Origin of the sequence: Caballeronia calidae, from assembly GCF_900044055.2 — a bacterium.
In the GTDB taxonomy this organism is placed as follows: Bacteria; Pseudomonadota; Gammaproteobacteria; order Burkholderiales; family Burkholderiaceae; genus Caballeronia; species Caballeronia calidae.
In genome coordinates, this window is record NZ_FCOX02000007.1 from 120,239 (window position 1) to 143,245 (window position 23,007).

19 protein-coding genes and 1 tRNA gene are annotated in these 23,007 nt (G+C 64.0%); 9 read left to right on the top strand and 11 right to left on the bottom strand.

The window, feature by feature from the left end:
• Positions 1-22: 22 nt before the first annotated feature.
• The 3 genes from AWB78_RS09670 to AWB78_RS09680 all read right to left on the bottom strand — a co-directional run bounded on the left by AWB78_RS09670 (position 23) and on the right by AWB78_RS09680 (position 4,375).
• Entirely contained in the window at positions 23-1,462 is a 1,440-nt protein-coding gene (locus tag AWB78_RS09670; RefSeq protein WP_062604343.1) for a PepSY-associated TM helix domain-containing protein, read from the bottom strand.
• A gap of 40 nt (positions 1,463-1,502) precedes the next feature.
• Positions 1,503-3,875 carry a TonB-dependent receptor gene (locus AWB78_RS09675; RefSeq protein ID WP_082883274.1) on the bottom strand — a complete coding sequence of 791 codons (2,373 nt, stop codon included), beginning with the start codon at positions 3,873-3,875 and terminating at the stop codon, positions 1,503-1,505.
• Positions 3,876-3,964: 89 nt separating this feature from the next.
• Positions 3,965-4,375 (bottom strand): DUF2946 domain-containing protein, encoded by a 411-nt coding sequence (locus AWB78_RS09680; protein WP_062604344.1) that lies wholly within the window; start codon positions 4,373-4,375, stop codon positions 3,965-3,967.
• A 233-nt stretch (positions 4,376-4,608) separates the two neighbouring features.
• Between AWB78_RS09680 and AWB78_RS09685 the strand changes: the two genes are divergently transcribed.
• Together AWB78_RS09685 and AWB78_RS09690 are read left to right on the top strand one after the other, a co-directional pair.
• Positions 4,609-4,695 (top strand) — tRNA-Leu (locus tag AWB78_RS09685).
• 246 nt (positions 4,696-4,941) lie between these two features.
• Entirely contained in the window at positions 4,942-5,784 is an 843-nt protein-coding gene (locus AWB78_RS09690) for a squalene/phytoene synthase family protein (protein WP_062604345.1), read from the top strand.
• Positions 5,785-5,786: 2 nt separating this feature from the next.
• On the opposite strand, the gene AWB78_RS09695 is transcribed toward AWB78_RS09690, so the two are convergent.
• A complete protein-coding gene (locus AWB78_RS09695; protein ID WP_062604346.1) occupies positions 5,787-6,716 on the bottom strand; it encodes a DUF1501 domain-containing protein in 930 nt (309 codons plus the stop codon).
• Positions 6,717-6,731: 15 nt separating this feature from the next.
• Positions 6,732-7,100 (bottom strand): hypothetical protein, encoded by a 369-nt coding sequence (locus tag AWB78_RS09700; RefSeq protein ID WP_062604347.1) that lies wholly within the window; start codon positions 7,098-7,100, stop codon positions 6,732-6,734.
• A gap of 243 nt (positions 7,101-7,343) precedes the next feature.
• Here AWB78_RS09700 and ompR point away from each other — a divergent pair, with 243 nt between their 5' ends.
• The 4 genes from ompR to AWB78_RS09720 all read left to right on the top strand — a co-directional run bounded on the left by ompR (position 7,344) and on the right by AWB78_RS09720 (position 10,829).
• Positions 7,344-8,069, top strand: coding sequence for a two-component system response regulator GluR (ompR, locus tag AWB78_RS09705; RefSeq protein WP_008349770.1), 726 nt, complete (start codon positions 7,344-7,346; stop codon positions 8,067-8,069).
• Positions 8,070-8,131: 62 nt separating this feature from the next.
• A complete protein-coding gene (locus AWB78_RS09710; RefSeq protein WP_062604348.1) occupies positions 8,132-9,496 on the top strand; it encodes a two-component system sensor histidine kinase GluS in 1,365 nt (454 codons plus the stop codon).
• A 172-nt stretch (positions 9,497-9,668) separates the two neighbouring features.
• The gene (locus AWB78_RS09715) at positions 9,669-10,217 is read left to right on the top strand and encodes a peroxiredoxin (protein ID WP_062604349.1); all 549 of its coding nucleotides are present in this window, start codon (positions 9,669-9,671) and stop codon (positions 10,215-10,217) included.
• Positions 10,218-10,304: 87 nt separating this feature from the next.
• Positions 10,305-10,829: a carboxymuconolactone decarboxylase family protein gene (locus tag AWB78_RS09720; RefSeq protein ID WP_062604350.1), complete on the top strand. Its 525-nt coding sequence runs from the start codon at positions 10,305-10,307 to the stop codon at positions 10,827-10,829.
• A 41-nt stretch (positions 10,830-10,870) separates the two neighbouring features.
• Here AWB78_RS09720 and ispF read toward each other — a convergent pair whose 3' ends face one another.
• Complete coding sequence (gene ispF / locus AWB78_RS09725) at positions 10,871-11,362, bottom strand: 2-C-methyl-D-erythritol 2,4-cyclodiphosphate synthase (RefSeq protein ID WP_062604351.1); 492 nt, start codon at positions 11,360-11,362, stop codon at positions 10,871-10,873.
• A gap of 26 nt (positions 11,363-11,388) precedes the next feature.
• Positions 11,389-12,123 (bottom strand): 2-C-methyl-D-erythritol 4-phosphate cytidylyltransferase, encoded by a 735-nt coding sequence (ispD, locus tag AWB78_RS09730; RefSeq protein WP_062604447.1) that lies wholly within the window; start codon positions 12,121-12,123, stop codon positions 11,389-11,391.
• 126 nt (positions 12,124-12,249) lie between these two features.
• Between ispD and mfd the strand changes: the two genes are divergently transcribed.
• From mfd to AWB78_RS09745, 3 genes are all read left to right on the top strand, one after another.
• Positions 12,250-15,726 carry a transcription-repair coupling factor gene (gene mfd, locus AWB78_RS09735; RefSeq protein ID WP_062604352.1) on the top strand — a complete coding sequence of 1,159 codons (3,477 nt, stop codon included), beginning with the start codon at positions 12,250-12,252 and terminating at the stop codon, positions 15,724-15,726.
• A gap of 776 nt (positions 15,727-16,502) precedes the next feature.
• Complete coding sequence (argE, locus tag AWB78_RS09740; protein ID WP_062604353.1) at positions 16,503-17,729, top strand: acetylornithine deacetylase; 1,227 nt, start codon at positions 16,503-16,505, stop codon at positions 17,727-17,729.
• 22 nt (positions 17,730-17,751) lie between these two features.
• Positions 17,752-18,756 carry a threonine/serine dehydratase family protein gene (locus AWB78_RS09745; RefSeq protein WP_062604354.1) on the top strand — a complete coding sequence of 335 codons (1,005 nt, stop codon included), beginning with the start codon at positions 17,752-17,754 and terminating at the stop codon, positions 18,754-18,756.
• Between the two features lie 57 nt (positions 18,757-18,813).
• Here the strand turns inward: AWB78_RS09745 and AWB78_RS09750 are convergent, their stop codons facing one another.
• The 4 genes from AWB78_RS09750 to AWB78_RS09765 all read right to left on the bottom strand — a co-directional run bounded on the left by AWB78_RS09750 (position 18,814) and on the right by AWB78_RS09765 (position 22,888).
• Entirely contained in the window at positions 18,814-19,629 is an 816-nt protein-coding gene (locus tag AWB78_RS09750) for an ABC transporter permease subunit (RefSeq protein ID WP_062604448.1), read from the bottom strand.
• Positions 19,629-20,534 (bottom strand): ABC transporter permease subunit, encoded by a 906-nt coding sequence (locus AWB78_RS09755; protein ID WP_062604355.1) that lies wholly within the window; start codon positions 20,532-20,534, stop codon positions 19,629-19,631. The genes AWB78_RS09750 and AWB78_RS09755 overlap by 1 nt, the downstream gene beginning before the upstream one ends.
• A complete protein-coding gene (locus AWB78_RS09760) occupies positions 20,531-21,703 on the bottom strand; it encodes an ABC transporter ATP-binding protein (protein ID WP_062604356.1) in 1,173 nt (390 codons plus the stop codon). Before AWB78_RS09760 ends, AWB78_RS09755 begins: the two co-directional genes overlap by 4 nt.
• A gap of 129 nt (positions 21,704-21,832) precedes the next feature.
• Positions 21,833-22,888: a polyamine ABC transporter substrate-binding protein gene (locus AWB78_RS09765; RefSeq protein WP_232477662.1), complete on the bottom strand. Its 1,056-nt coding sequence runs from the start codon at positions 22,886-22,888 to the stop codon at positions 21,833-21,835.
• Positions 22,889-23,007: the final 119 nt, after the last annotated feature.

Genomic DNA, 23,007 nt, shown 5'->3' on the forward strand with positions numbered 1-23,007 from the left:
CGGGACGATGCGCGCGGGTGCCTCAGGCGGCCGCGCGCTTACCGCCGAACGCGAGCCGGTCGAGGCACCAGACGGCGAGCATCGTCGCGCCCATCAACGGGAAAATCACGCCGAGGAAGGTCAGGCCGCCGCGCCACGCGCGCATCGGCGGACGCTTGACCGGGCGTGCCGGCGCGCCGAGTTCGCGCGAGGGCCGGCGCTTCATCCACATGATGAAGCCCGTCACCGACAGCGCCGCGAGCCCGAGCGAGATCGCCGAGCAGACGATCTGGTTCGCGAGCCCGAAGTAGCGCCCCATGTGCAGCGACGTGCCATACGAGATCCATTGCGCGACGCGTCCGTAGCTCGCGTAGTCGATATCGGAAAGCACGCGGCCGCTGTACTGATCGATGTGCAGCGTGCGTTCGGCGCGCGGATCGGCGGGGAAATACGACACGGTGTAGACGCCCGTCGGCTTGATGGGAAGCGCGATGCCGTAGTCATCGGCAACGCCGTGCTGTGCCGCCAGCGCGACGACATCGTCGATCGACACGCGCGCGGCCGATGCCGACGCATTCGCGCCGTCCGGCACCGTCGTCGCGCCGACGGCCCACGGCGTCTGATGCAGCGGCAGATCGTCCATCTTCATGTGCATGCCGTGCATCGCGTGTTCATCCGCGTCTTTCGACGCAGCGCCGAGTGCCGTCGAATGCACATGCGCCTCGCCCCACGCGCCCTTCGGATAACCAAGCGACGCCGATGTCGCCAGCGCCTTGAACTGCTTGCCCCACGATCCCGACCACGGCAGCCCGGAGAGCACGAAGAAGAGCGCGCCGATGGCGAGCCAGATGCCGCCGACCGCATGCAGATCGCGCCACCACGCGCGCCCTTGCAGCGACAGACGCGGCAGCCACACCCCGCCCTGTCTCGCGTTCGCGCGATTCGGCCACCACAGCGCGACGCCCGTGCCGATCATCACGAGCGTCCAGCAGCCCGCGAGTTCCATCAGCAGCTCGCCGGTCTTGCCGAGCATCAGCCCGCGATGCAGATTGCGGATCTGCTTCATCAGCCGATGTTCGACGGAGAGCGTGCCGAGCACGGCGCCATCGTAGGGATTCACGTAGACGCTCTCGCTCTCGCCCGAAGGCAGCCGAAACACGAACTCCGCGCTGCGCGTGCGATCGGTTTCGATTTGCGCGAGCGTCGGCACGGCGCCGCGCGGCTCGCTCGCGGCGGCCTTCGCGAGCAGCACGTCGCGTGGAAGTTGCGGGCCGTGCGTATCCGCGACGATCATCCTGTCGCGATACAGCAGCGGCTCGATCTGCGGTTGAAAGCAGTAGATCGTGCCCGTGATGGCGAGCACGATGAGGAGCGGCATCACGAAGAGGCCCGCATAGAAATGCCAGCGCCAGAGCGTGCGACGATGCGCGATGACCTCCGCGTTCGACGTTGCCGCTGCCGTGTTCGAGTTGGGTGCAAGCATGGCGATTCTCGTTGAATGTGTGCGTGTCAGTTGAAGAGCATCAGATGCCGATGCGCCCTTCGAGATAGAACGTGCGCCCCGCGTACGGATGGAACACGTAGTAGCGCTTGTCGAACAGGTTGTCGACGCCGACGCCCAGTTCCGTGCGCTTCGTCGGCTTCCAGGTGAACTTCGCGTCGACGACCGCGTAGGTGCTCGTGCCGCCGTACGTGTCCGGGTTCACGTCGGTGTTGGTGAGCGTGTTGTATTGCCGGCCCGAGTAACGGACCGCGAGCGTCGTGGCCGTATTCCCGGGCGTGTGATAGGTCGCGGCCACATTCGCGCGCCACAACGGAATGCGATAGAAGTACTTCCCCACCGACGCCGGATTGTTGCTGTTCGCGAGAATCTTCGATTGCGTGTACGCGGCATTCGCGATCAGATCGAGACCGCGCACGAGCACGTCCTGTCCTTCGTAAGCGAACTCGACGCCGCGCGAGCGCACCTTGTCGATGTTCTGGAAGTTCGTGACGTTGGGAATGACCGTCGTGTTGGTCTGGCTGAAGATCGTGTTCTTCACGTCGTCCTGAAAGAGCGTGAAGCGATACAGGCCGTTGCCGCGCACCCATTCGGCCGTGAGTTCCTTCGAGAGGTCGTCTTCGGGCTTCAGGTTCGGATTGTTGTTGACGATCGAGATGCCGTTGATCTGTCCTTGAAACAACTCGCCGACGGTCGGAAACCGGTACGCCCGCCCGATCGATGCGCGCAGCGTCAGATCCTGCGTGACGTCGAACGACAGCGATGCTTTCGGCGACCAGTGACTCTCGCTCGCGTCCGCATACCCGAGCGCGGTCGAACCGACCGCGCGCGTGCCGTCGTACGCGTTCCAGTTCTCGTAGCGCGCGCCGTACGTGAACGCCCAGCGCGGCAGAAAGCGCCACGCGTCCTGCGCGTAGACCGCCTGCGTGCGCGTGCGTCCGCCGAACGAATTGGCGAAGGACACGCCGGGGCCGTCGCGCCACGCATCCGTGTTCGACGTCACGTTGTCGAGGAAATAGTTGTCGTAGTGATAGCCGAACGACAGCGCGTGCGCGGCGAGACCCGAACGCGCGGTCGGCGTCCAGCTCGTGCGCACATCGAGCGATTTCCATCCCGAGCCGCTGCCGTCGGTGAGCGTGCCGGGGCCGTCGCCGGGCACGCCGGAACTCGCTGTGCGCGCGAAGCTCTGCGTGATGTCGAAGTACGACGCGATCGCTTCCGCGTTCCAGCCCGTGTCGTTGTGCGTGCGCAGCGACAGGCCGTAGAGGAAGTTCTCGCTCGATCCCATGCTCGGCGCGAACGTCGCCGCCGGAATGGTGTACTCGAATCCGCCGATATTCACGCGCCCGCTATACACCGGATTGCCGGCCGCGTCGCGCAGGAAGGTCTGCGTGTCGCTGTTGTACTTCTGATGCCAGTAGCCGAGCGTGAAACCCGCCTGCAGCGTGTCCGTCAGGTCGTACGCGAGCTTCACGCGCAACTGGTCCTGAAACGTGCGCTCGATGCCCTCGCTCGACGTGCCGAGCACCGCGGTGCGCGCATTGAATTGATCGTTGTAGAAGGTCGCGCCGGTGACGGGCTTGTCGGCGGCGTTCGCGGGCGTCTTCGATTGCGGGAGCGTCGCGAATTGCAGCGGCTGCCCCGTGTTCTCGAGATGATCGACCCCGATCAGAAACGACAGCTTGCCGATGCGATCGCCGACGGTCGCCGTCGTGTTCGTGCCGTTGAAGTTGCGGTTCACGCCGAAGAGATCGAAGTGCTGCGTGAAGCCCTGCACTTTCGCGTCGGCCTCGAACTTCGTCGGCATGCGTGTCGTGATCGCGACCGTCGCGCCGATCGAGTTGCCCGGGTAGAGCGCCGAATACGGACCGTAGATGACGTCGGTGCGCTCGATGTCGTCGGCGAAGACCATCGACCAGCGCGGCGCGAACGTCCAGGTGTTGCCGAGGAAGTTGCTGAGCAACAGGCCGTCCGCATAGACGAGGCCGCGCGCCGTCTGCGAATTGCTCGTGCCGCGCACGGCGATCGTCGCGTTCGGGTCGCCGATGAAGCGCTTTCGCACCGCCATGTTCGGCGCGTACTTGAGCACGTCTTCGGGCGTCGTCACGTTCCAGTACTGGAACTGGTCGGCGGTGACGGTATTGACGCTCGCGGGCAGATTCGGATCGAGCGACGACGCGCGCGGCGCCGCCTGCGCCGTGACGACGACCGGCGCGAGCGCGGCATCGGCCGGATCGGCGGACGTGCTGTTTTCGGCTTGCGCCGATGTAGAGACGGGAGCAGCAGCAGCGGACAAGGCCGCATGCGCCATCAGCGATAGCGGCAGCCAGGCGCGCGCATGCGCCATGGCACGGCGGCGCGAACGCCGTCGCGCTCGCGTTGTGAGCGTGAACATCGTGAATTCCTGAAAGATGACGGACGACCGCGCGCACCGTCGCGCTCATGCGCGCGGTGAACGTCGAAGCGATCGGACGATGGACGGTTTCAGGAAAGGACGGGAGGCGCGCGCGGGCTCGCGGCGTTGAAGGACTTGGAAACGACGCTGTCGATATCCGCGAAGGCCGGGACACGCGTGACGCGCTCGATGCGCGCGATGTCATGCGCGATGTCCGTGGCGATCGGCAGATGGTGCGCGAGGAGTCCGCAGTACGAGCAGGCGTCGAAATGACTCGCGGCGTCGTGATGGCCGGTGTGTCCGGTGTCCTCCTGCACGACGGCGTGATGCCCTTCGTGCGCATCGGCCGCAGTCGTGTCGACGGCGCACAGGATCGCTTGCGGATCGTTCGCGGCATTGCGCGCGGCGAGCGTCTGACTGATGACCGGCGCAACAATGGCGAGCCACATGGCGGCGATGCCGAGCCATGCGACGAAGCGATTGCGCGCGTTGCGAGTCATGAGGGACAGTGCGTGACGAAGCGGAGGATGGAACGGAATTGTAGGCAGGCCCGGAAGATGCCGCAATCTCGCGGTGCGTAATGGTCGGCATCGGAAATCTGACGCGCATGATGTGTCTTGCTCGCCATGCTCCGGGCATCGACGCAATTTCGCAGACATTGCCAGACGGATCGGTTAGAATCTTTGGCTCCGCACATTGGACCGGTGCCGGACACGGCCGCACACGCCGTGCTGCGAGGATGGCGAAATTGGTAGACGCACCAGGTTTAGGTCCTGACGCCCGCAAGGGTGTGGGGGTTCGAGTCCCCCTCCTCGCACCACATCAAACCCCTTTCATCGGCAAAGGGGTTTTTTGTTTCTGCGGCTCGATCGTTGCGTGCTCGATGTCGATGTCGTCCGATTCGAACATCGTGATTTCGCAAGCTCAGGCGTCGGTCAGCGAAGCCGCGCCCCGCCGGATAAAATGAGCGGCCACGCGCCTGGCGCACGCGCAACGCGCAGACGCAAGACAAGAACAGGCAAGACCGGCCGCGACGCCCATCCTTCGAACCCCACAAGCTCCGTTCGTGAACTTCGACGACTATTGCCAACAAAAGGCCGCCCCCGATGGCTCCGGCACGTACTACGCGCTGCGGCGCGCACCCGCCGCGAGCCAGCCGCTTCTGACCGCGCTCTACGCGCTCTATCGCGAGCTCGAAGAGACGGTGAAGGAAACCAGCGATCCGACCATCGGCCGCACCAAGCACGCGTGGTGGCAAGGCGAGCTCGGCCGGCTCGATGGCGGCGAGCCCACGCATCCGGTGACGAAGGCATTGAAGGCGCATGCCGGCGACGCCGCGCATCCCGTGCTCGACGATGCCGGACGTGCATCGCTCGCGGCGCTCGTCGATGGCTTCGGCATGGATCTGGATCAGGCGCGCTATCTCGACTGGCCCGGCTTCAGGCGCTACCTCGATCAGACCGGCGGCGCGTTCGCGACGGCCATCGCGCGGGCGAGCGCACGCGATCCGCAGCAGGCCGCCGCATGGGCCGCGCCGCTCGGCTCGGCGCTGTTGCTGGCCGAGCGCGTCCAGGAGATCGGCGATGACGCGCGCAATGGCCGCATCTACATTCCCATCGACGAGTTGCAGCGCTTCAGCGTGACGGCCGCGGATATCATCAATCGCAAGTACAGCGATGCATTCGCGGATCTCATGCGCTTTCAGACCGGCCGCGCGCGTCAGGCGCTCGGCGATGCGCTCGCGGCCATGCCCGCTTCGGAACGCGCGACGCAACGCGTGCTGCGCGCGCAGGCCGCGCTGTCGCTCGCGCGGTTCGACGAAATCGAACGGGAAAACTTTCAGGTGCTGCATCAACGCATCTCGCTCACGCCGATCCGCAAGCTGTGGATCACGTGGAAGACGCGCTAGCGCTAGACGCGCAGCACCGGCAGCGGCTCGAAGCGCTGACCGAGCACCGATGCCGAATCGATCCGCCAGCATGCGCCGAGGACCGTCGCATAGAGTCTTCTGAAATCGATGCCGACGGCCAAGCCGCCGCCCGCATCGAGTCGATCGAGGCGTGGCGGTGTGCCGAAAAGGCCGCCGTGCACGCTTCCACCCATCATGAAATGCGCCGCCGCCGCGCCGTGCTCCGTGCCGCCCGCGGCATTCTCGCGCGCGGTGCGCCCGAATTCCGATCGCGTCATGACGAGCGTGCGATCCCATACGCCGGATGCCATCGACGCCGCGCGCAGTGAAGCCAGTCCATCGGCCAGCTGCGCAAGACGCGACGCGTGCCGATAGCCCTGATTCTCGTGCGTATCGAAGCCGTGCAGCGTGAGATGGATCACGTTCACGCCGCGCGATGCTCCGCGCGCGACGGCATCGCTCGCCGCGGCAAACGTCGCCACCTCGGTGACGCCGTGCGTCTGCGCGAGGCTCATGCGATCGAGCCAGCCATCGGTGCGATATTCATCGACGTGCGAAGCGGTGTCCCAGATCTGCCGCGAGCGGTAATGCGACCGGTTGAGCGCGTCGTATCCGACGCCCTGCACGATCGCCAGTTCGCCCGCGCGCCATGCGCTCATCAACGGAAGCAGCGACGGATGCAAGGCGGTGCGCTCATCGAGCATCAACGCCCGGTCTTTCGATATCGCGAGTTTGGGCCTGAGCGCACGATAGCCCGGATCGGCGATTGGAATGACGGTGTTGAGGCCATCGTTGCCACCGTCGAGATCGACGAGCACGAGCGAGCGAATGGACGGGGAAGCATCGGCACGATCGAAGGCGAACGTCTCGCCGACGCTGCCCGCCCATGCCGCGAACGCGCCGGCAATCGAGAGGAATTGACGTCGGTTCATCGCGGTTCGGGCCGCTTACCGCTTGTAGAGATCGCGCACCGCTTCTTCGATGTGCTGCCGCAAGAGACGCCGCTCATCGGCGGTCATCACGGTGTGGCGCGGCGGACGCGCGGGCGGTGTCTGATCGACCTGCTGGATGGGTTGCATGGCCGCCTTCGGATCGTGATCGCGGCTCGAAGCAGCCGAGCCTTTGCTCATGCGCTGCTGCGCGCGAATCATATGGCCATCGAAACGATGCGACGAACCGGCGATGCCGCGATCGAAACCGGTGGACTGCGCATAGGCGTGAGGTGCGCTCAGTACTGCGTAGAGCGCACTGGCAAGAAGTGTCTGTCTGAAAATGCGCTCGGCGCGCACGGGTCCGCGCTGCCGCGCTCCCTTCATGTTGTTCCCTTCGTTGCTCGACAACCGGACAGCCTCAGTCTTTTCGCGCGCGTCTGCCACGGCTTGGTCGGGCCGCATGATGCGCTGGTCTAATGGAGTATCTACCGAATGGCGGGCTTAGGTAAAGCAGTGTACGCACCAAACTCCTGGGCCGTGCCACAGCCCCCGTAAATTTTGTAACCAACTGTTACACTCGCTTTTGTTACAAACTCGGCGTTTGATCAAACGCGCTAAGATGCCGCCATGGAAACCAAGAACCCTTCAAAAATTCTCGTAGTCGACGACGATCCGCGCCTGCGCGATCTGCTGCGGCGCTATCTCGGTGAGCAGGGCTTCAACGTGTATGTCGCGGAGAACGCGCCGTCGATGAACAAGCTCTGGGTGCGCGAGCGTTTCGATCTGCTCGTGCTCGATCTGATGCTGCCCGGCGAAGACGGTCTTTCCATCTGCCGTCGTCTGCGCGGCAGCAACGATCGCACGCCGATCATCATGCTCACGGCGAAGGGCGAAGACGTCGATCGCATCGTCGGCCTCGAAATGGGCGCCGACGACTATCTGCCGAAGCCGTTCAATCCGCGCGAGCTGGTCGCGCGCATTCATGCGGTGCTGCGCCGTCAGACGCCGTCCGAATTGCCGGGCGCGCCGTCCGAAACCACCGAAGTGTTCGAGTTCGGCGAGTTCGCGCTCAACCTCGCGACGCGCACGCTCACGAAGAACGGCCAGGAAATTCCGCTGACCACCGGCGAATTCTCGGTGCTGAAAGTGTTCGCGCGTCATCCGCGCCAGCCGCTCTCGCGCGAAAAGCTGATGGAGCTCGCGCGCGGCCGTGAATACGAAGTGTTCGATCGCAGCCTCGACGTGCAGATCTCGCGTCTGCGCAAGCTGATCGAGCCCGATCCCAGCAGTCCGCGCTTCATTCAGACCGTGTGGGGTCTCGGCTACGTCTTCATTCCCGACGGCGCGGCCTGATCGATCTTCGAGCGATTATCGTCACGCTTTCTCCCCTCCACCGAGCTGAACCCGACAGACCCATGCGCATCGACAGGCGGCTACTGGCGCTCGCGTTCGGCGGCCTGTTCTGGCGAACCTTCGCGCTGATCGCGCTGCTCATCGCCGTCAGTCTGACGGCGTGGTTCCAGAGCTTTCGCGTGATCGAGCGCGAGCCGCGCGCGCAGCGCGTCGCGCTGCAACTCGTCGCCGTGGTCAAGCTCACGCGTACCGCCCTGCTCTATTCCGATCCCGACTTACGCCGCGCGCTGCTTCAGGATCTGGAGAGCAACGAGGGTGTGCGCGTGTATCCGCGCGAGACCACCGACAAATACAAGCTCCAGCCCGATGAATCGCTCAACCGGCTCATCGAGCGCGACGTGCGCGGGCGGCTCGGCAACGAGACGATCATCGCGCAGTCGGTGAACGACATTCCCGGCGTGTGGATCAGCTTCAAGATCGACGACGACGATTACTGGGTCGCGCTCGACCGCGATCAGCTCGACACCGTCACGGGCCTGCAATGGGCCGGCTGGGGCGTGTTCGCGCTGGCGCTGTCGCTGTTCGGCGCGGCGTTCATCACGAGTCTCGTCAACCGACCGTTCGCGCGCCTCGCGCTCGCGGCGCGCAAGCTCGGCTCGGGTCAGTCCCCCGAGCCCTTGCCCGAACGCGGCATGGGCGTTGCGGCGGAAACCAACCGAAGCTTCAACCAGATGGTGCAGGACCTCGAGCAGCTCGAAGCGGACCGCGCGCTGATGCTCGCGGGCATCTCGCACGATCTGCGCACGCCGCTCGCGCGCCTGCGTCTGGAGACGGAGATGAGCCCGTCGGACGAAGCGACCAAACTCGCGATGATCGACGACATCGAGCAGATGGACATGATCATCGGCCGCTTCCTCGATTACGCGCGGCCGATGCAGCGCATGCCCGAAGCCGTGGATCTGTCGATGATCGCGAGCGAGCTCGCCGTGCGCTTCCAGGCGGACGACGGCGTCGTGATGCACACCGATCTCGCGCAGGGCGCGGTGATCGAAGGCGATCCGACGGACGCGCGCCGCGTCGTCGGCAATCTGCTGGAAAACGCGCGCAAGTACGGACGCAGCGAGCACGACGACATCGCGCGAATCACGCTGCAGACGCGCGTCGCACACGGCAAGGTCGAGCTCTCGGTGATGGACGAAGGCCGCGGCATCCCCGACGATCAGGTCGCGCTCATCACGCGCCCGTTCTATCGCGTCGATGCGGCGCGCACGCAGGCCAACGGCACGGGCCTCGGCATGGCGATCGTGCAGCGCCTCGTCACGCGTCAGCGCGGCACGCTGCGCCTGCGCAACCGCACGCCGCTGCCGGGTTTCGAAGTGACGATCGACTTCCCGCCGATGAAGGGCGGCGCGCGCTTCGACGGCTAAAGTTGCTGCCCCGATCGGTTAGTTAAAACCTATTGAGGCGAATTTTCAATCAGAGTTAAGATGACCGGGTTAACGCGCAGCGCGTCTGGCATGAGCGTGTCACGCGAGCGTTACGGCGATCACGTAGTTTGGCTGGAGTTTGTCCCTTCAACGATTCGACAGGAGTTACTGCATGAAGACCGTTGGCGATAAAGTCGAAGCATTCACCGTCACCGCTGCGAAGCCGGGTTTCAACCATCACGAAGAAAACGGCCAGTCCGCGTTCGAGGAAATCACCGAGCAGTCTTTCCCGGGCAAGTGGAAGATCATCTACTTCTACCCGAAGGACTTCACGTTCGTGTGCCCGACCGAGATCGTCGAGTTCGCGAAGCTCGCGAACGATTTCGAGGACCGCGACGCGGTTCTGCTCGGCGGCAGCGTCGATAACGAGTTCGTCAAGCTGGCATGGCGCCGCGAGCACAAGGACCTGAACAAGCTGAACCACTACGCGTTCGGCGACGTGAAGGGCGAGCTGATCGACCAGCTCGGCGTGCGCGACAAGGAAGCCGGCGTGGCGCTGCGCGCGACGTTCATCATAGATCCGGACAATGTCATTCAGCACGTGTCGGTCAACAACCTGAACGTGGGCCGCAGCCCGGAAGAAGTCCTGCGTATTCTCGACGGTTTGCAAACGGACGAACTGTGCCCGTGCAACCGCGCTGTCGGCGGCGCGACGCTGTAAGCGTTCCGGATGCCGCAAGCCCGCCATTCGGCCGAGTGATCGCTCGGCGCTGGCGGGCTTTTTAACGCCATCGAATAGGAGAAAACAATGGAATTCCTGTCTGCGATCAAGGAACTGGTGCCGGACTACGCGAAGGATATCCGCCTGAACGTCGACGGCACCATCGCCCGGTCGTCGCTCGAAGGCAATGATGCGGTGGGCGTCGCGCTCGCCGCCGCCTATGCCGCGAAGGCGACGAAGCTCGTCGGCATCATCCGCAATGCGGGCGTGCTGTCGCCCGAAGAGACGAACGCCGTGCTCACCGCCGCCGCGCTGATGGGCATGAACAACGTCTGGTATCCGTATCTGGAGATGGCCGACAACGCCGATCTGAAGACGCAGCCCGCCGGTCTGCGCATGAACGCGTATGCGTCCCACGGCGGCGTCGACAAGCGGCGCTTCGAGATGTATGCGCTCGCGGCGTCGATCGTCGGCAAGTGCCACTTCTGCGTGAAGTCGCACTACGAGAATCTCGTGACCGAAGGCATGTCGACGACGCAATTGCGCGACGTCGGCCGCATCGCGGCGGTCGTCAACGCGGTCGCGCTGACGATCGAAGCGGAAGGGAAGTAAGTTTTTCCTAGACGCCACGCGGAAGTCAGCGTGGCGTTGCTTCATCCGTCGATGGACGTGCGGCGCAGCAACACGGCCGCCTGTGCCTCGATGCCCTCTTTTCGGCCCAGATAGCCGAGCTTCTCGTTGGTCTTCGCCTTCACGTTCACGCGATCCATCGAGAGGTCGAGATCGGCGGCGATGTTCGCGCGCATCGCGTCGATGTGGGGTGCGAGCTTCGGCGCCTGCGCGATGATCGTGCTGTCCACGTTGGCGATCGCGAAACCCGCCTCCGACACGCGCTTGAACGCTTCGCGCAGCAGCACGCGGCTGTCCGCGCCGGCGAATTCGGTCGCCGTGTCCGGAAAGTGCCGTCCGATATCGCCGAGCGATGCCGCGCCGAAGAGCGCGTCGGTGATCGCGTGCAGGAGCACGTCGGCGTCCGAGTGGCCGAGCAGGCCGCGTTCGTAGGGAATCGTCACGCCGCCGATGATGAGCGGGCGACCTTCGACGAGCTGGTGGACGTCGTACCCTTGTCCGATTCTGAAATCCATCGATCCAAACCTTGGTTGAGTGTGAGTCAGGCGTTCGCGGAAAGAATCGCGCCCGCGAGCGCGAAATCTTCCGGATAAGTCACCTTGAAGTTGCGCAAGCTGCCCTGAACCAGCTTCGGCGAGTGCCCGAGCCATTCGATGGCGCTCGCTTCGTCCGTCAGGTCGTGTCCGTCGTGACGGGCGCGTTCGATCGCCTCGCGCAGCATGCCGAGCCGGAACATCTGCGGCGTCTGCGCCTGCCAGAGGCCGTCGCGCGATTCCGTCCGGGCGATGCGCGTCTCGCCTTCCCCTGCGGGCGACGGCACATCGGGCATGTTCGGTGCGACGCGCTTCAGCGTATCCGCGACCGGCAGTGCGAGAATGCCGCCGACCGCATCATCGCGCAGTTCCGCGACAAGTTTGCGAATCAGCTCCGGCGTGATGCCGGGGCGCGCGGCGTCGTGCACGAGGACCCAGTCGTCGTCGCGCGCGCCGAATTTCGCGAGCGCGATGAGCCCGTTGTACACCGACGCCTGCCGCGAGGCGCCGCCGCAGCGTTCCACCGCGAAACGCAGCCCGGCGAAGCGGCGCGCGTCGAAATGATGGTCGTCCGGTGCGAGCACGACGAGCGTCTGCGAGAATTCGGAGCACGCGTCGAACGCCGCGAGCGTGTACGCGAGCATCGGACGGCCCGCGACGGTCTGGTATTGCTTCGGCATCGGCGCGCCGGAACGGCTGCCGGTTCCGGCGCAGGGAATCAGTGAAAACAGGCGCGAAGTCACGGGCAAATGAAGTGGGCGAGTCAAAGTTGAAGCCCGGATTTTATAATAGGTCTTTCGCGACCACGTCCCGCGCACGCCGGTTCGGTTCCTGAACCCGCGTTCGCCGGTCGGCTCCATGCACACCTTATGCCTTCCAAAGCCGTCAAAGCGCAGTCCAGTTCCCCCATCGCGCTCGTGAAGCCGGGCCAGCGGTTCGCCTTCGACGGCGCGACCGGCTCGTCCGACGCGCTCGCCATTGCGCGCTATTACGCCGCCTATCGCGAGAGCGTGCCGCTGCTGACGGTCGTCACGGCGAGCGCGGTCGATGCGCAACGTCTCGCCGCCGAGATTCCCTACTTCGCGCCGGACGCACGCGTGCGCCTCCTGCCCGACTGGGAAACACTGCCTTACGACACGTTCTCGCCGCACCAGGATCTCGTCTCCGAGCGTCTCGCCACATTGCACGATCTCGGCGAAGGCCGCTGCGACATCCTCATCGTGCCGGCGACGACCGCGCTGTATCGCATGCCGCCGGCGTCGTTTCTCGCCGCCTATACGTTCTCGTTCACGCAGGGCGAGCGCCTCGACGAAGCGAAGCTGAAGGCGCAACTGACGCTCGCGGGCTACGAGCACGTGAGCCAGGTCGTGCGTCCCGGCGAATACTGCGTGCGCGGCTCGCTCATCGATCTCTATCCGATGGGCTCGGCGCTGCCCTATCGCATCGACTTGTTCGACGATCAGGTGGACTCCATCCGCGCGTTCGATCCGGACACACAGCGCAGCCTCTATCCCGTGCGCGACGTGCGCCTCCTGCCCGGCCGCGAGTTTCCGTTCGACGAAGCCGCGCGCACCGCTTTCCGCAGCCGCTGGCGCGAGGTCTTCGAAGGCGATCCGAGCCGCTCGCAGATCTACAAGGACATCGGCAACGGCGTGCCGTCGGCGGGCATCGAATACTATCTGCCGCTCTTCTTCGAAGAAACCGCGACGCTCTTCCACTATCTGCCGGAAGGCTCGCAGCTCGCGTTCGTCGGCGACATGGACGCGGCCATCAAGCGCTTCACGAGCGACACGAAGCAACGCTACGACTTTCTCTCGCATGACCGCGAGCGCCCGCTGCTCGAACCGCGCCGGCTCTTTCTCACCGACGACGATTTCTTCACGTTCGCGAAGCCTTTCGCGCAATTGAAGTTCCCGAGCACGCCGGAAGGCGGCTGGGCCGTGCCGCTGCCGGGACTCGCGATCGACCGCCACGCCGACGAGCCGCTCCTCGCGCTGCGCCACTATCTGGAGCAGACGGAGAACCGCGTGATGCTCGTCGCGGAATCGGCGGGACGGCGCGAGACCATTCAGCAATTGCTCGCGGACAACGGCCTGCGCGGCGACGCGCGCGACACGTTCCACGAATGGCTCACGAGCGACGGCAAGTTCACGCTCGGCATCGCGCCGTTGGCCAACGGCTTCGTGCTGCCGTCGGAGAAGCTCGCGATCGTCACCGAGACCGAGCTTTACGGACCGCTCGCGCGCCGCGCCGGTCGACGTCGACAGGAACAGGCGAGCAACGTCGATTCGATGGTGCGCGATCTCGCCGAGCTGAAGGTCGGCGATCCGGTCGTGCATGCGCAGCATGGCATCGGCCGATATATGGGTCTGGTGTCGATGGATCTCGGCGAAGGCGAAACCGAATTCCTGCATCTCGAGTACCAGAACGAAGCGAAGCTATACGTGCCCGTTTCGCAGTTGCACGTGATCTCGCGCTATAGCGGCGCGGACCCGGACAGCGCGCCTTTGCATCAGCTCGGCTCCGGCCAGTGGGAAAAGGCGAAGCGCAAGGCCGCGCAGCAGATCCGCGACACTGCCGCCGAACTGCTCAACCTCTACGCGCGCCGCGCGGCCCGCGAAGGCTACGCGTTCAAGCTCGAACCGCGCGACTACACCAAGTTCGCGGAAAGCTTCGGCTTCGAGGAGACGCCCGATCAGGCGGCGGCGATCGCGGCCGTGATCGGCGACATGACGAGCGGCAAGCCGATGGACCGCCTCGTGTGCGGCGACGTCGGCTTCGGCAAGACGGAAGTCGCGCTGCGCGCCGCGTTCATCGCGGTGATGGCGGGCAAGCAGGTCGCGATTCTCTCGCCCACCACGCTGCTCGCCGAACAGCACACGCAGACCTTCACCGACCGCTTCGCCGACTGGCCCGTGCGCATCGCGGAGCTGTCGCGCTTCAAGACCGGCAAGGAAGTGTCGACGGCGGTGCAGCAGATCAACGAAGGCAGCGTCGATATCGTCATCGGCACGCACAAGCTGTTGTCGAGCGATGTGAAGTTCAAGCGGCTCGGGCTCGTCATCATCGACGAGGAGCATCGCTTCGGCGTGCGGCAGAAGGAAGCGCTCAAGGCATTGCGCGCCGAGGTCGACGTGCTCACGCTCACCGCGACGCCGATTCCGCGCACACTCGGCATGGCGCTGGAAGGCCTGCGCGATTTCTCTGTGATCGCGACCGCGCCGCAGAAGCGCCTCGCGATCAAGACCTTCGTGCGCCGCGAGGAAGACGGCGTGATCCGCGAAGCGATGCTGCGCGAACTGAAGCGCGGCGGCCAGGTGTACTTCCTGCATAACGAAGTCGAGACCATCGACAATCGTCGCGCGATGCTCGAAGCGCTCGTGCCCGAGGCGCGCATCGCGGTCGCGCATGGACAGATGCACGAGCGCGAACTCGAACGCGTGATGCGCGACTTCGTCGGCCAGCGCGCGAATGTGCTGCTGTGCACGACGATCATCGAGACCGGCATCGACGTGCCGAGCGCGAACACGATCCTCATGCATCGCGCGGACAAGTTCGGGCTTGCGCAGTTGCACCAGTTGCGCGGGCGTGTCGGGCGCTCGCATCACCAGGCGTATGCGTATCTGCTCGTGCACGATCCGCAGTCGCTGACGAAGCAGGCGCAGCGCCGGCTCGAAGCGATTCAGCAGATGGAGGAACTCGGCTCGGGCTTCTATCTGGCGATGCACGACCTCGAGATTCGCGGCACCGGCGAAGTGCTCGGCGACAAGCAGTCGGGCGAGATTCACGAGATCGGCTTCCAGCTTTACACCGACATGCTGAACGATGCCGTGCGCGCGCTGAAGGAAGGCCGCGAGCCGGATCTGAACGCGCCGCTGGCGGCGACGACCGAGATCAATCTGCACGCGCCCGCGATCTTGCCGGCCGATTACTGCGGCGATGTGCAGGAGCGTCTGTCGCTGTACAAGCGGCTCGCGAACTGCGAATCGAGCGATGCGATCGACGGCATTCTCGAAGAGCTGGTGGATCGCTTCGGCAAGCTGCCGCCGCAGGCGCATGCGCTCGTCGAGACGCATCGGTTGAGGCTGGCGGCCAAGCCGCTCGGCATTTCCAAGATCGATGCGGCCGAGCAGTCCATCTCGCTGCAGTTCGTGCCGAATCCGCCTGTCGATGGGATGAAGATCATCGAGATGGTGCAGAAGCATAAGCACATCAAGCTGGCTGGGCAGGATAAGTTGCGGATCGAGACGCGCAGCCCTGATCTGGCTGTGAGGCTCTCGACGGTCAAGGAGACGCTGCGGGCGCTGGGGGGGCCGGTTAGGCAGTCGATTGCTGCAGCGCGGTGACGTGTTTTGGGGATGGTTCGCTGGTGCTTCTATAGACTTCCTGTATTCGTGTCGGTCTATTTGCTCTGCCCCTGTGCGGGGCGGCAGTCACTTTCTTTGCTGCTGCAAAGAAAGTAACCAAAGAAACAGCTATCCCCATCCAAAGTACTTCATGCCGGCCCCGGCACAGAAGTACTCTCGTGGTCCGGCAGTAGCGAGTGCCCTCATAGGCCATACCGGGCTTGGATCGCGCACGGTCTGTCACATCGCGCCGCCCAACTGACGGGTAAGGCGCCAAATAGCTCCGGCCCGCTTCGCGGCCGACCGGTCCATCGGGTCTGCGCGCGCTTCTTTGCTGGCTGATGCTTCTATCTCACTGCGTCGGCCTTCCGTTGGTTTCCCTTGCATACCCTTCGGCAGCGCGTAGCGCTGTGCCGGAGCTATTTGGTGCTGAACCAGTGCGCTACACCGACTAGCTTGTCAGACCGTGCGCGGTCCAAGCCCGGTTAGGCCTATGAGGGCACTCGCTACTGCCGGACCACGTGCGAAGTTCTGTGCCGGGGCCGGTGTGAAGTACTTTGGATGGGGATAGCTGTTTCTTTGGTTACTTTCTTTGCAGCAGCAAAGAAAGTGACTGCCGCCCCGCACAGGGGCAACGCCAATAGACCGACGCGAATATGGGATCCGGCGAAAACCAAAAAACGAAAAACCCAAAACCAAAAAACCAAAAGCCCCAGCCGGCGGGCCAGCCCCCCACATTTCGGCTATGATCAAACCCTACCCGCAGGAGTAAAAAAATGTCACAGATCGCTGATCCGGCGCATCTCGAAGCTCAATCCAGAACCGAAACGCCCATTTCCCTGCCGTGGATCGAACGGCTAGTTTCCATCGATACTGTCAGCCGCAATCCGAACCTCGGCCTGATCGAAACCGTCCGCGACGAACTGCGCAAGTCAGGCATCGAAGCCACCATCACCACCGATCCGCGCGGTCAATGGGCGAACCTCTTCGCCACGGTCCCGGCGCACGACGGCGAGACCAACGGCGGCATCGTGCTCTCGGGTCACACGGATGTCGTGCCCGTCGATGGTCAGGACTGGCAGAGCGACCCGTTCAGGCCTGAAATCCGCGACGGCCTGCTCTACGGCCGCGGCTCGTGCGACATGAAAGGCTTCATCGGCGCGGCACTCGCGATGCTGCCGAAGATGCAGGCGACGAAGCTCGCGAAACCCATCCACTTCGCGCTTTCGTACGACGAAGAAATCGGTTGCGCCGGTGCACCGCTGATGATCGCCGACCTGCTGAAGCGCGGCGTGAAACCGGACGGCTGCATCGTCGGCGAACCCACGTCGATGCGCCCGATCATCGCGCATAAAGGCATCAACACGTATCACTGCTGCGTGCGCGGCTTCGCGGCGCACTCGTCGCTGACGCCGAAGGGCCTCAACGCAATCGAATACGCCGCGCGGCTGATTTGCCACATCCGCGATATCGCCGACGAATTCCGCGCCAACGGACCCTTCGACGAACTCTACGACGTGCCCTTCACCACCAGCCAGACGAGCACGATCAAAGGCGGCAACGCGATCAACACCGTGCCCGCCGAATGCAACTTCGAATTCGAATTCCGCAATCTGCCGACGATGGACCCCGAGCAGATCTTCAGGCGCATCGAATCGTACGCGCATGACACGCTGCTGCCGAAGATGCTGAAAGAGCACGGCAACGCGGCCATCGAATTCACGAAGCTCGCCTCCGCGCCGGGCCTCGACGCCACCGAGCAGGCCGCCATCACGCAACTCGTACGCGCGCTCACGGAGAACCAGGACAAGCGCAAGGTCGCGTACGGCACCGAAGCGGGTCTGTTCGCGAACGCTGGCGTGCCGAGCATCGTGTGCGGGCCGGGCAACATCGAGCAGGCGCACAAGGCGAACGAATACGTGTCGCTCGAACAGCTCGCGCAGTGCGAGGCATTCCTCGGCAAGTTCATTCACAGCATGTCCGTCGAAGCACAGGGCCGCTGATCTTTTCAGAGCAAGAAGAACCATGTCCACTGCCACGCAGCATTCCGACAATACGATCGACGGCACGCCGATTCCGACGCTCGACGACATCGCCGAGCAGCACATGGCGCTCACGCCCTGGGTCGCGCGCACGCCCACCTTCGAGCGCCACGACTTTCCGACGCTCGAAGGCACGCCGATCACGTTCAAGTTCGAATTGCTGCAGGCGAGCGGCACGTTCAAGGCGCGCGGCGCGTTCTCGAACATCCTCGCATTGAGCGACAGCGAGCGTTCGGCCGGCGTCACGTGCGTGTCGGCGGGCAATCACGCGGTGGCGGTCGCATATGCCGCGCAGCGCATGGAAGTGGGCGCGAAGGTCGTCATCATCAAGAGCGCGAGCCCGGCGCGCGTCGCGCTATGCCGGCGCTTCGGCGCGGAGGTCGTGTTCGCGGAGAACGTCGCCGAGGCCTTCGATGTCGTACGACGCATCGAAGCGGAAGAAGGACGCGTGTTCATCCATCCGTTCAACGGCTATCGCACGGTGCTCGGCACGGCGACGCTCGGCTACGAATGGACATCGCAGGCGCCGGATCTCGACGCGGTGATTCTGCCGATCGGCGGCGGCGGACTGGCTGCGGGCGTATCGACGGCGATGCGTCTCGCGAATCCGTCGCTGCATGTGTACGGCGTCGAACCGGAAGGCTCGGACGCGATGCGGCGCAGCTTCGAAGCGAATCACACGATCAAGATGGGCGCGATGCACGGCATCGCCGATTCGCTGATGGCGCCGCACACCGAGCAGTACAGCTATGAACTCTGCCGGCGGCATATCGATGAAATCGTCACCGTGTCCGACAACGAATTGCGTCACGGCATGCTGCAGCTTTTCAACGAGCTGAAACTCGCGGTCGAGCCGGCGTGCGCCGCCGCCACGGCCGCCCTGCTCGGCCCGTTGCGCGAGCGTCTGCAAGGCCGGCGCGTCGGCGTATTGTTGTGCGGGACCAATACCGATCCGGCGACATTCGCGAAGCATCTGGCGAACGCCTGAAACGCACGCGGCCCCTTATCCGTCGATAAGGGGCCGCCTCTTTTGCTGCGTCCTGCGTTACATCACGGCTGCGAGCCTTCTGCGCTCACTGCGCTGCATGAAGTAATTCGCCGCGATCACGCCGATCGTCACGAGCGCGATGAACAAGGTCGCGAGCGCGTTCATCTCCGGATTCAGGCCGAGACGCACGCGCGAGAACACGACGAGCGGCAGCGTCGTCGAGCCGGGGCCGGACAGGAACGCCGACAGCACGAGGTCATCGATCGACAGCGTGAAGGACAAAAGCCATCCCGCGACGAGCGCCTGCGAGATCAGCGGCAATGTGATCGAGAAGAACACGCGCAGGGGCGTCGCGCCGAGATCGAGCGCGGCTTCCTCCAGCGACGGATTCAGCTCCCGCACGCGCGACTCCACGATGATCGCCACATACGAGATGCACAGCATCACGTGGCCGATCCAGATCGTGAAGAAGCCGCGCTCAGGCCATCCGATCAGCTTCGCCATCTCCACGAACAGCAGCAGCAGCGAAATGCCCTGAATGACTTCGGGAATCACGAGCGGCGCGTTGATCATGCCCGTGTAGAGCGTGAAGCCCTTGAAGCGGCCCATGCGCGCGAGCACGAAGCCCGCCCACGTGCCGATCACGACCGACGCGCACGCCGTGAAAAACGCGATGCGCAACGACAGCCACGCGGCGTTGATGAGCTCGTCATCGGTGATGAGCGCGCGATACCACTTGAGCGACGGCTCGGTCCATACGGTCACGAGCGGCGAGTCGTTGAACGAATAGACGATGAGACTCAGGATCGGGATATACAGAAATGCGAACCCGAGGCCCAGCGCGGTGATTTGCAACGGACGGCTGGGCTTGATCATCGCTTTTCCTCCAGTTGCTTCGCCTGGAAGTGCTGGAAAAGCGCCATCGGCACGAGCAGCAGCAAGACCATCGCGCAGGTGACGGCGGAGGCCATCGGCCAGTCGGCGTTGTTGAAGAACTCGTTCCACATGACGCGGCCGATCATCAGGGTATCCGCGCCGCCGAGCAGTTCAGGAATCACGTACTCGCCCACCGCCGGGATGAACACGAGCAGGCAGCCCGCGATGATGCCGTTCTTCGACAGCGGCAGCGTGATCTGCACGAACGCCTTCCACGGCTTCGCGCCGAGATCGTAGGCGGCTTCGAGCAAGGTCAGGTCCATCTTCACGAGATGCGCGTAGAGCGGCATCACGAGAAACGGCAGATACGAATACACCATGCCGATATACACCGCGATATTCGTGTGATACAGCTCGATCGGCGAATGCAGCAGGCCGATCGACATCAGGAAGTTGTTGAGCAGGCCGTTGTTCTTGAGAATGCCGATCCACGCATACACGCGGATCAGGAACGACGTCCAGAACGGCAGCATCACGGCCATCATCAGGATGTTGCGCGTGGCCGGATTCGAGCGCGCGATGTAATACGCCATCGGATAGCCGATCACGAGGCACAGCACAGTCGATACCGCCGCGACCAGCAGCGAGTTCATGTAGGTCGCGAAGTACAGGCTGTCCTGCACGAGGAACGCGTAGTGCGCGAAGTCGAGCGCGATGTGCATCACGCCCTCTTCCATCGACACGAGATCCGTGTACGGCGGAATGCCGAGCTGGCTGTCCGAGAAGCTGATCTTCACGACGAGCAGGAACGGCACGAAGAACAGCAGCAGGAGCCACAGATACGGCCCGCCGATGACGAGCGTGCGCCCGCTCACGCCGACGCGCTTGAGCAGATTCATCATGACGTCAGCACCACGCCCGCCGACGCGCTCCAGCGCACGTAGACTTCGTCGTCGAACGTGGGCGAATCGATCTCGCCGATCGCGAGGCTCGACAGATTCGCGACCACGACCTTGCCGGAATCGAGCGTCACGTGATAGAGCGTGTAGCCGCCCATGTACGCGATGTTCGTCACCTTGCCGCGGCCCCAGTTGTACGCGCCCTCGGGCGGCTTTCTCGTCAGCGCGATGCGCTCCGGGCGCACGGAGATCGTCACCGGCATGCCGAGCGGCCCGGTGATGCCGTGGCTCACATAGAGACGCACCGGCAGCTCCGCCGATTCGACGAACACGTGATCCGGCTCGTCCTCCACGACATTGCCGTCGAAGAGATTGGTCGAGCCGATGAACTGCGCCGAGAAGCGGCTGTTCGGATACTCATAGACTTCATGCGGCGTGCCGAGCTGCACGATCTGGCCTTCGCTCATCACGGCGAGGCGATTGGCCATGGTCATGGCTTCTTCCTGATCGTGCGTCACCATGATGCAGGTCACGCCGACCTGATCGAGAATGTTGACGAGTTCGATCTGCGTGCGCTGGCGAATCTGCTTGTCGAGCGCGGACATCGGCTCGTCGAGCAGCAGCAGCTTCGGACGCTTGACGAGACTGCGCGCGAGCGCGACGCGCTGTTGCTGGCCGCCCGAGAGTTGATGCGGCTTGCGCTTCGCGTACTGCGCCATCTGCACGAGTTGCAGCGCGTTATGCACGCGGTCTTTCAGCTCGCTGCCGCGCACCCCTTCCTGCTTCAACCCGAACGCGACGTTCGACTCCACGCTCATGTGCGGAAAGAGCGCGTAAGACTGGAACATCATGTTGACGGGCCGGTTGTACGGCGGCATCTTCGCGAGGTCTTCGCCGTCGATCAGAATCTGCCCTTCGGTCACGGACTCGAGCCCGGCAAGCATGCGCAAGAGCGTCGACTTGCCGCAGCCCGAGCTGCCGAGCAGCGCGAAAAGCTCGCCCTTCTTCACCGACAGGCTGACGCCCCGCACGGCCGTCGTCTCGCCGAACTTCTTCACGACGTCGACGATCTGCACGAAGTTGTCGTCCGTACCCAGCGACGACGGAGAACTGCCCGGCTCGCGCCGGCCGGAATTAGGCGCTGCCTTCAACGCGCTCGACTGCTCACTCATGATTGCCTGTTCAACTCCTTGCTTCCATGCGTCCTTCGTGGCTCGCCCCGACGTGCGATGCGACCACGAACAAAGCCCCCGGAGGTCCAGGGGCTTCGTCGATTCAAAAGAATAACCGGCTTACCAGTTTCATCGGCCGGACTTGAATTCCGTCCAGAGCCGCGTCTGCAGGCGCTGGATCTCCGGCGGCAGCGGCTTCAGCAGGAACAGCGTCTTGATGACGTCCTGCGGCGGGAACACGGCCGGATCGTTCGCGACGTCCTTGTCCACGTACTTGCGCGCTTCGAGGTTCGCGCTCGGGTAGTACACCGCGTTCGTGATTGCGGCGTGAACCTGCGGCGTCTCGATGTAGTTGATCCACTCGTGCGCGGCTTCCTTGTTCTTCGCGTCCTTCGGGATCGCCATCACGTCGAACCACACGGGCGCGCCGCCCTTCGGAATGTAGTACTCGATCTTGAACGGCTTCTTCGCCTCGATGGCGCGATGCTTCGCGATCACGACGTCGCCCGACCAGCCGTAGGTGAAGCAGATGTCGCCGCCGACCATGTCGTTGATATAGCCCGACGAGTTGAACTGCGTGATGTACGGGCGGATCTTCTTCATCATCGCGAGCGCTTCGCGATAGTCGGCCGGGTTCGTGCTCATCGGATCCTTGCCGATGTAATGCAGCGCGGCCGCGAACATCTGGTCGGGCGCGTCGAGCACGGAAACACCGCAGGCCTTCAGCTTCGAGATGTTCTCGGGCTTGAAGAGGATGTCCCAGTTGTTGAGTTCGGCGTTCGCGCCGAGAATCTGCTTCGCCTTGTCGACGTTGTAGCCGAGACCGGTCGTGCCGTACGCCCAGGGCACCGTGTACTTGTTGCCCGGATCCGCGCCCTCGACGAGCTTCATCAGGTCGGGATCGAGATACTTGAGATTGGGCAGCTTCGATTTGTCGAGCGGCGCGAAGATGTTCGCGGCGATCTGCTTGCCCGCGTAGTTGCTCGTCGGCACGACGATGTCATAGCCCGAGTGGCCGGTGAGCAGCTTGGCCTGCAGGGTGTCGTCGCTGTCGTAGTTGTCGTACTTCACCTTGACGCCGGTCTGCTTGGTGAAGTTGGGGATCGTGTCCTTGGCGATATAGTCCGACCAGTTGTACACGTTCAACTGTGTGTCCTTCGCCGACGCTGCGAGCGGCGCCAACATCGCGGCGCATGCGAGGGCGCCCGCCAGCTTCGCCACGGGGCTTGCCAGTTTCTCGTTCATCTCGATTCTCCCTTTTTCCGACTTGTCACGGCGTCGTGCCGCGCGGACCCGGCGCATTG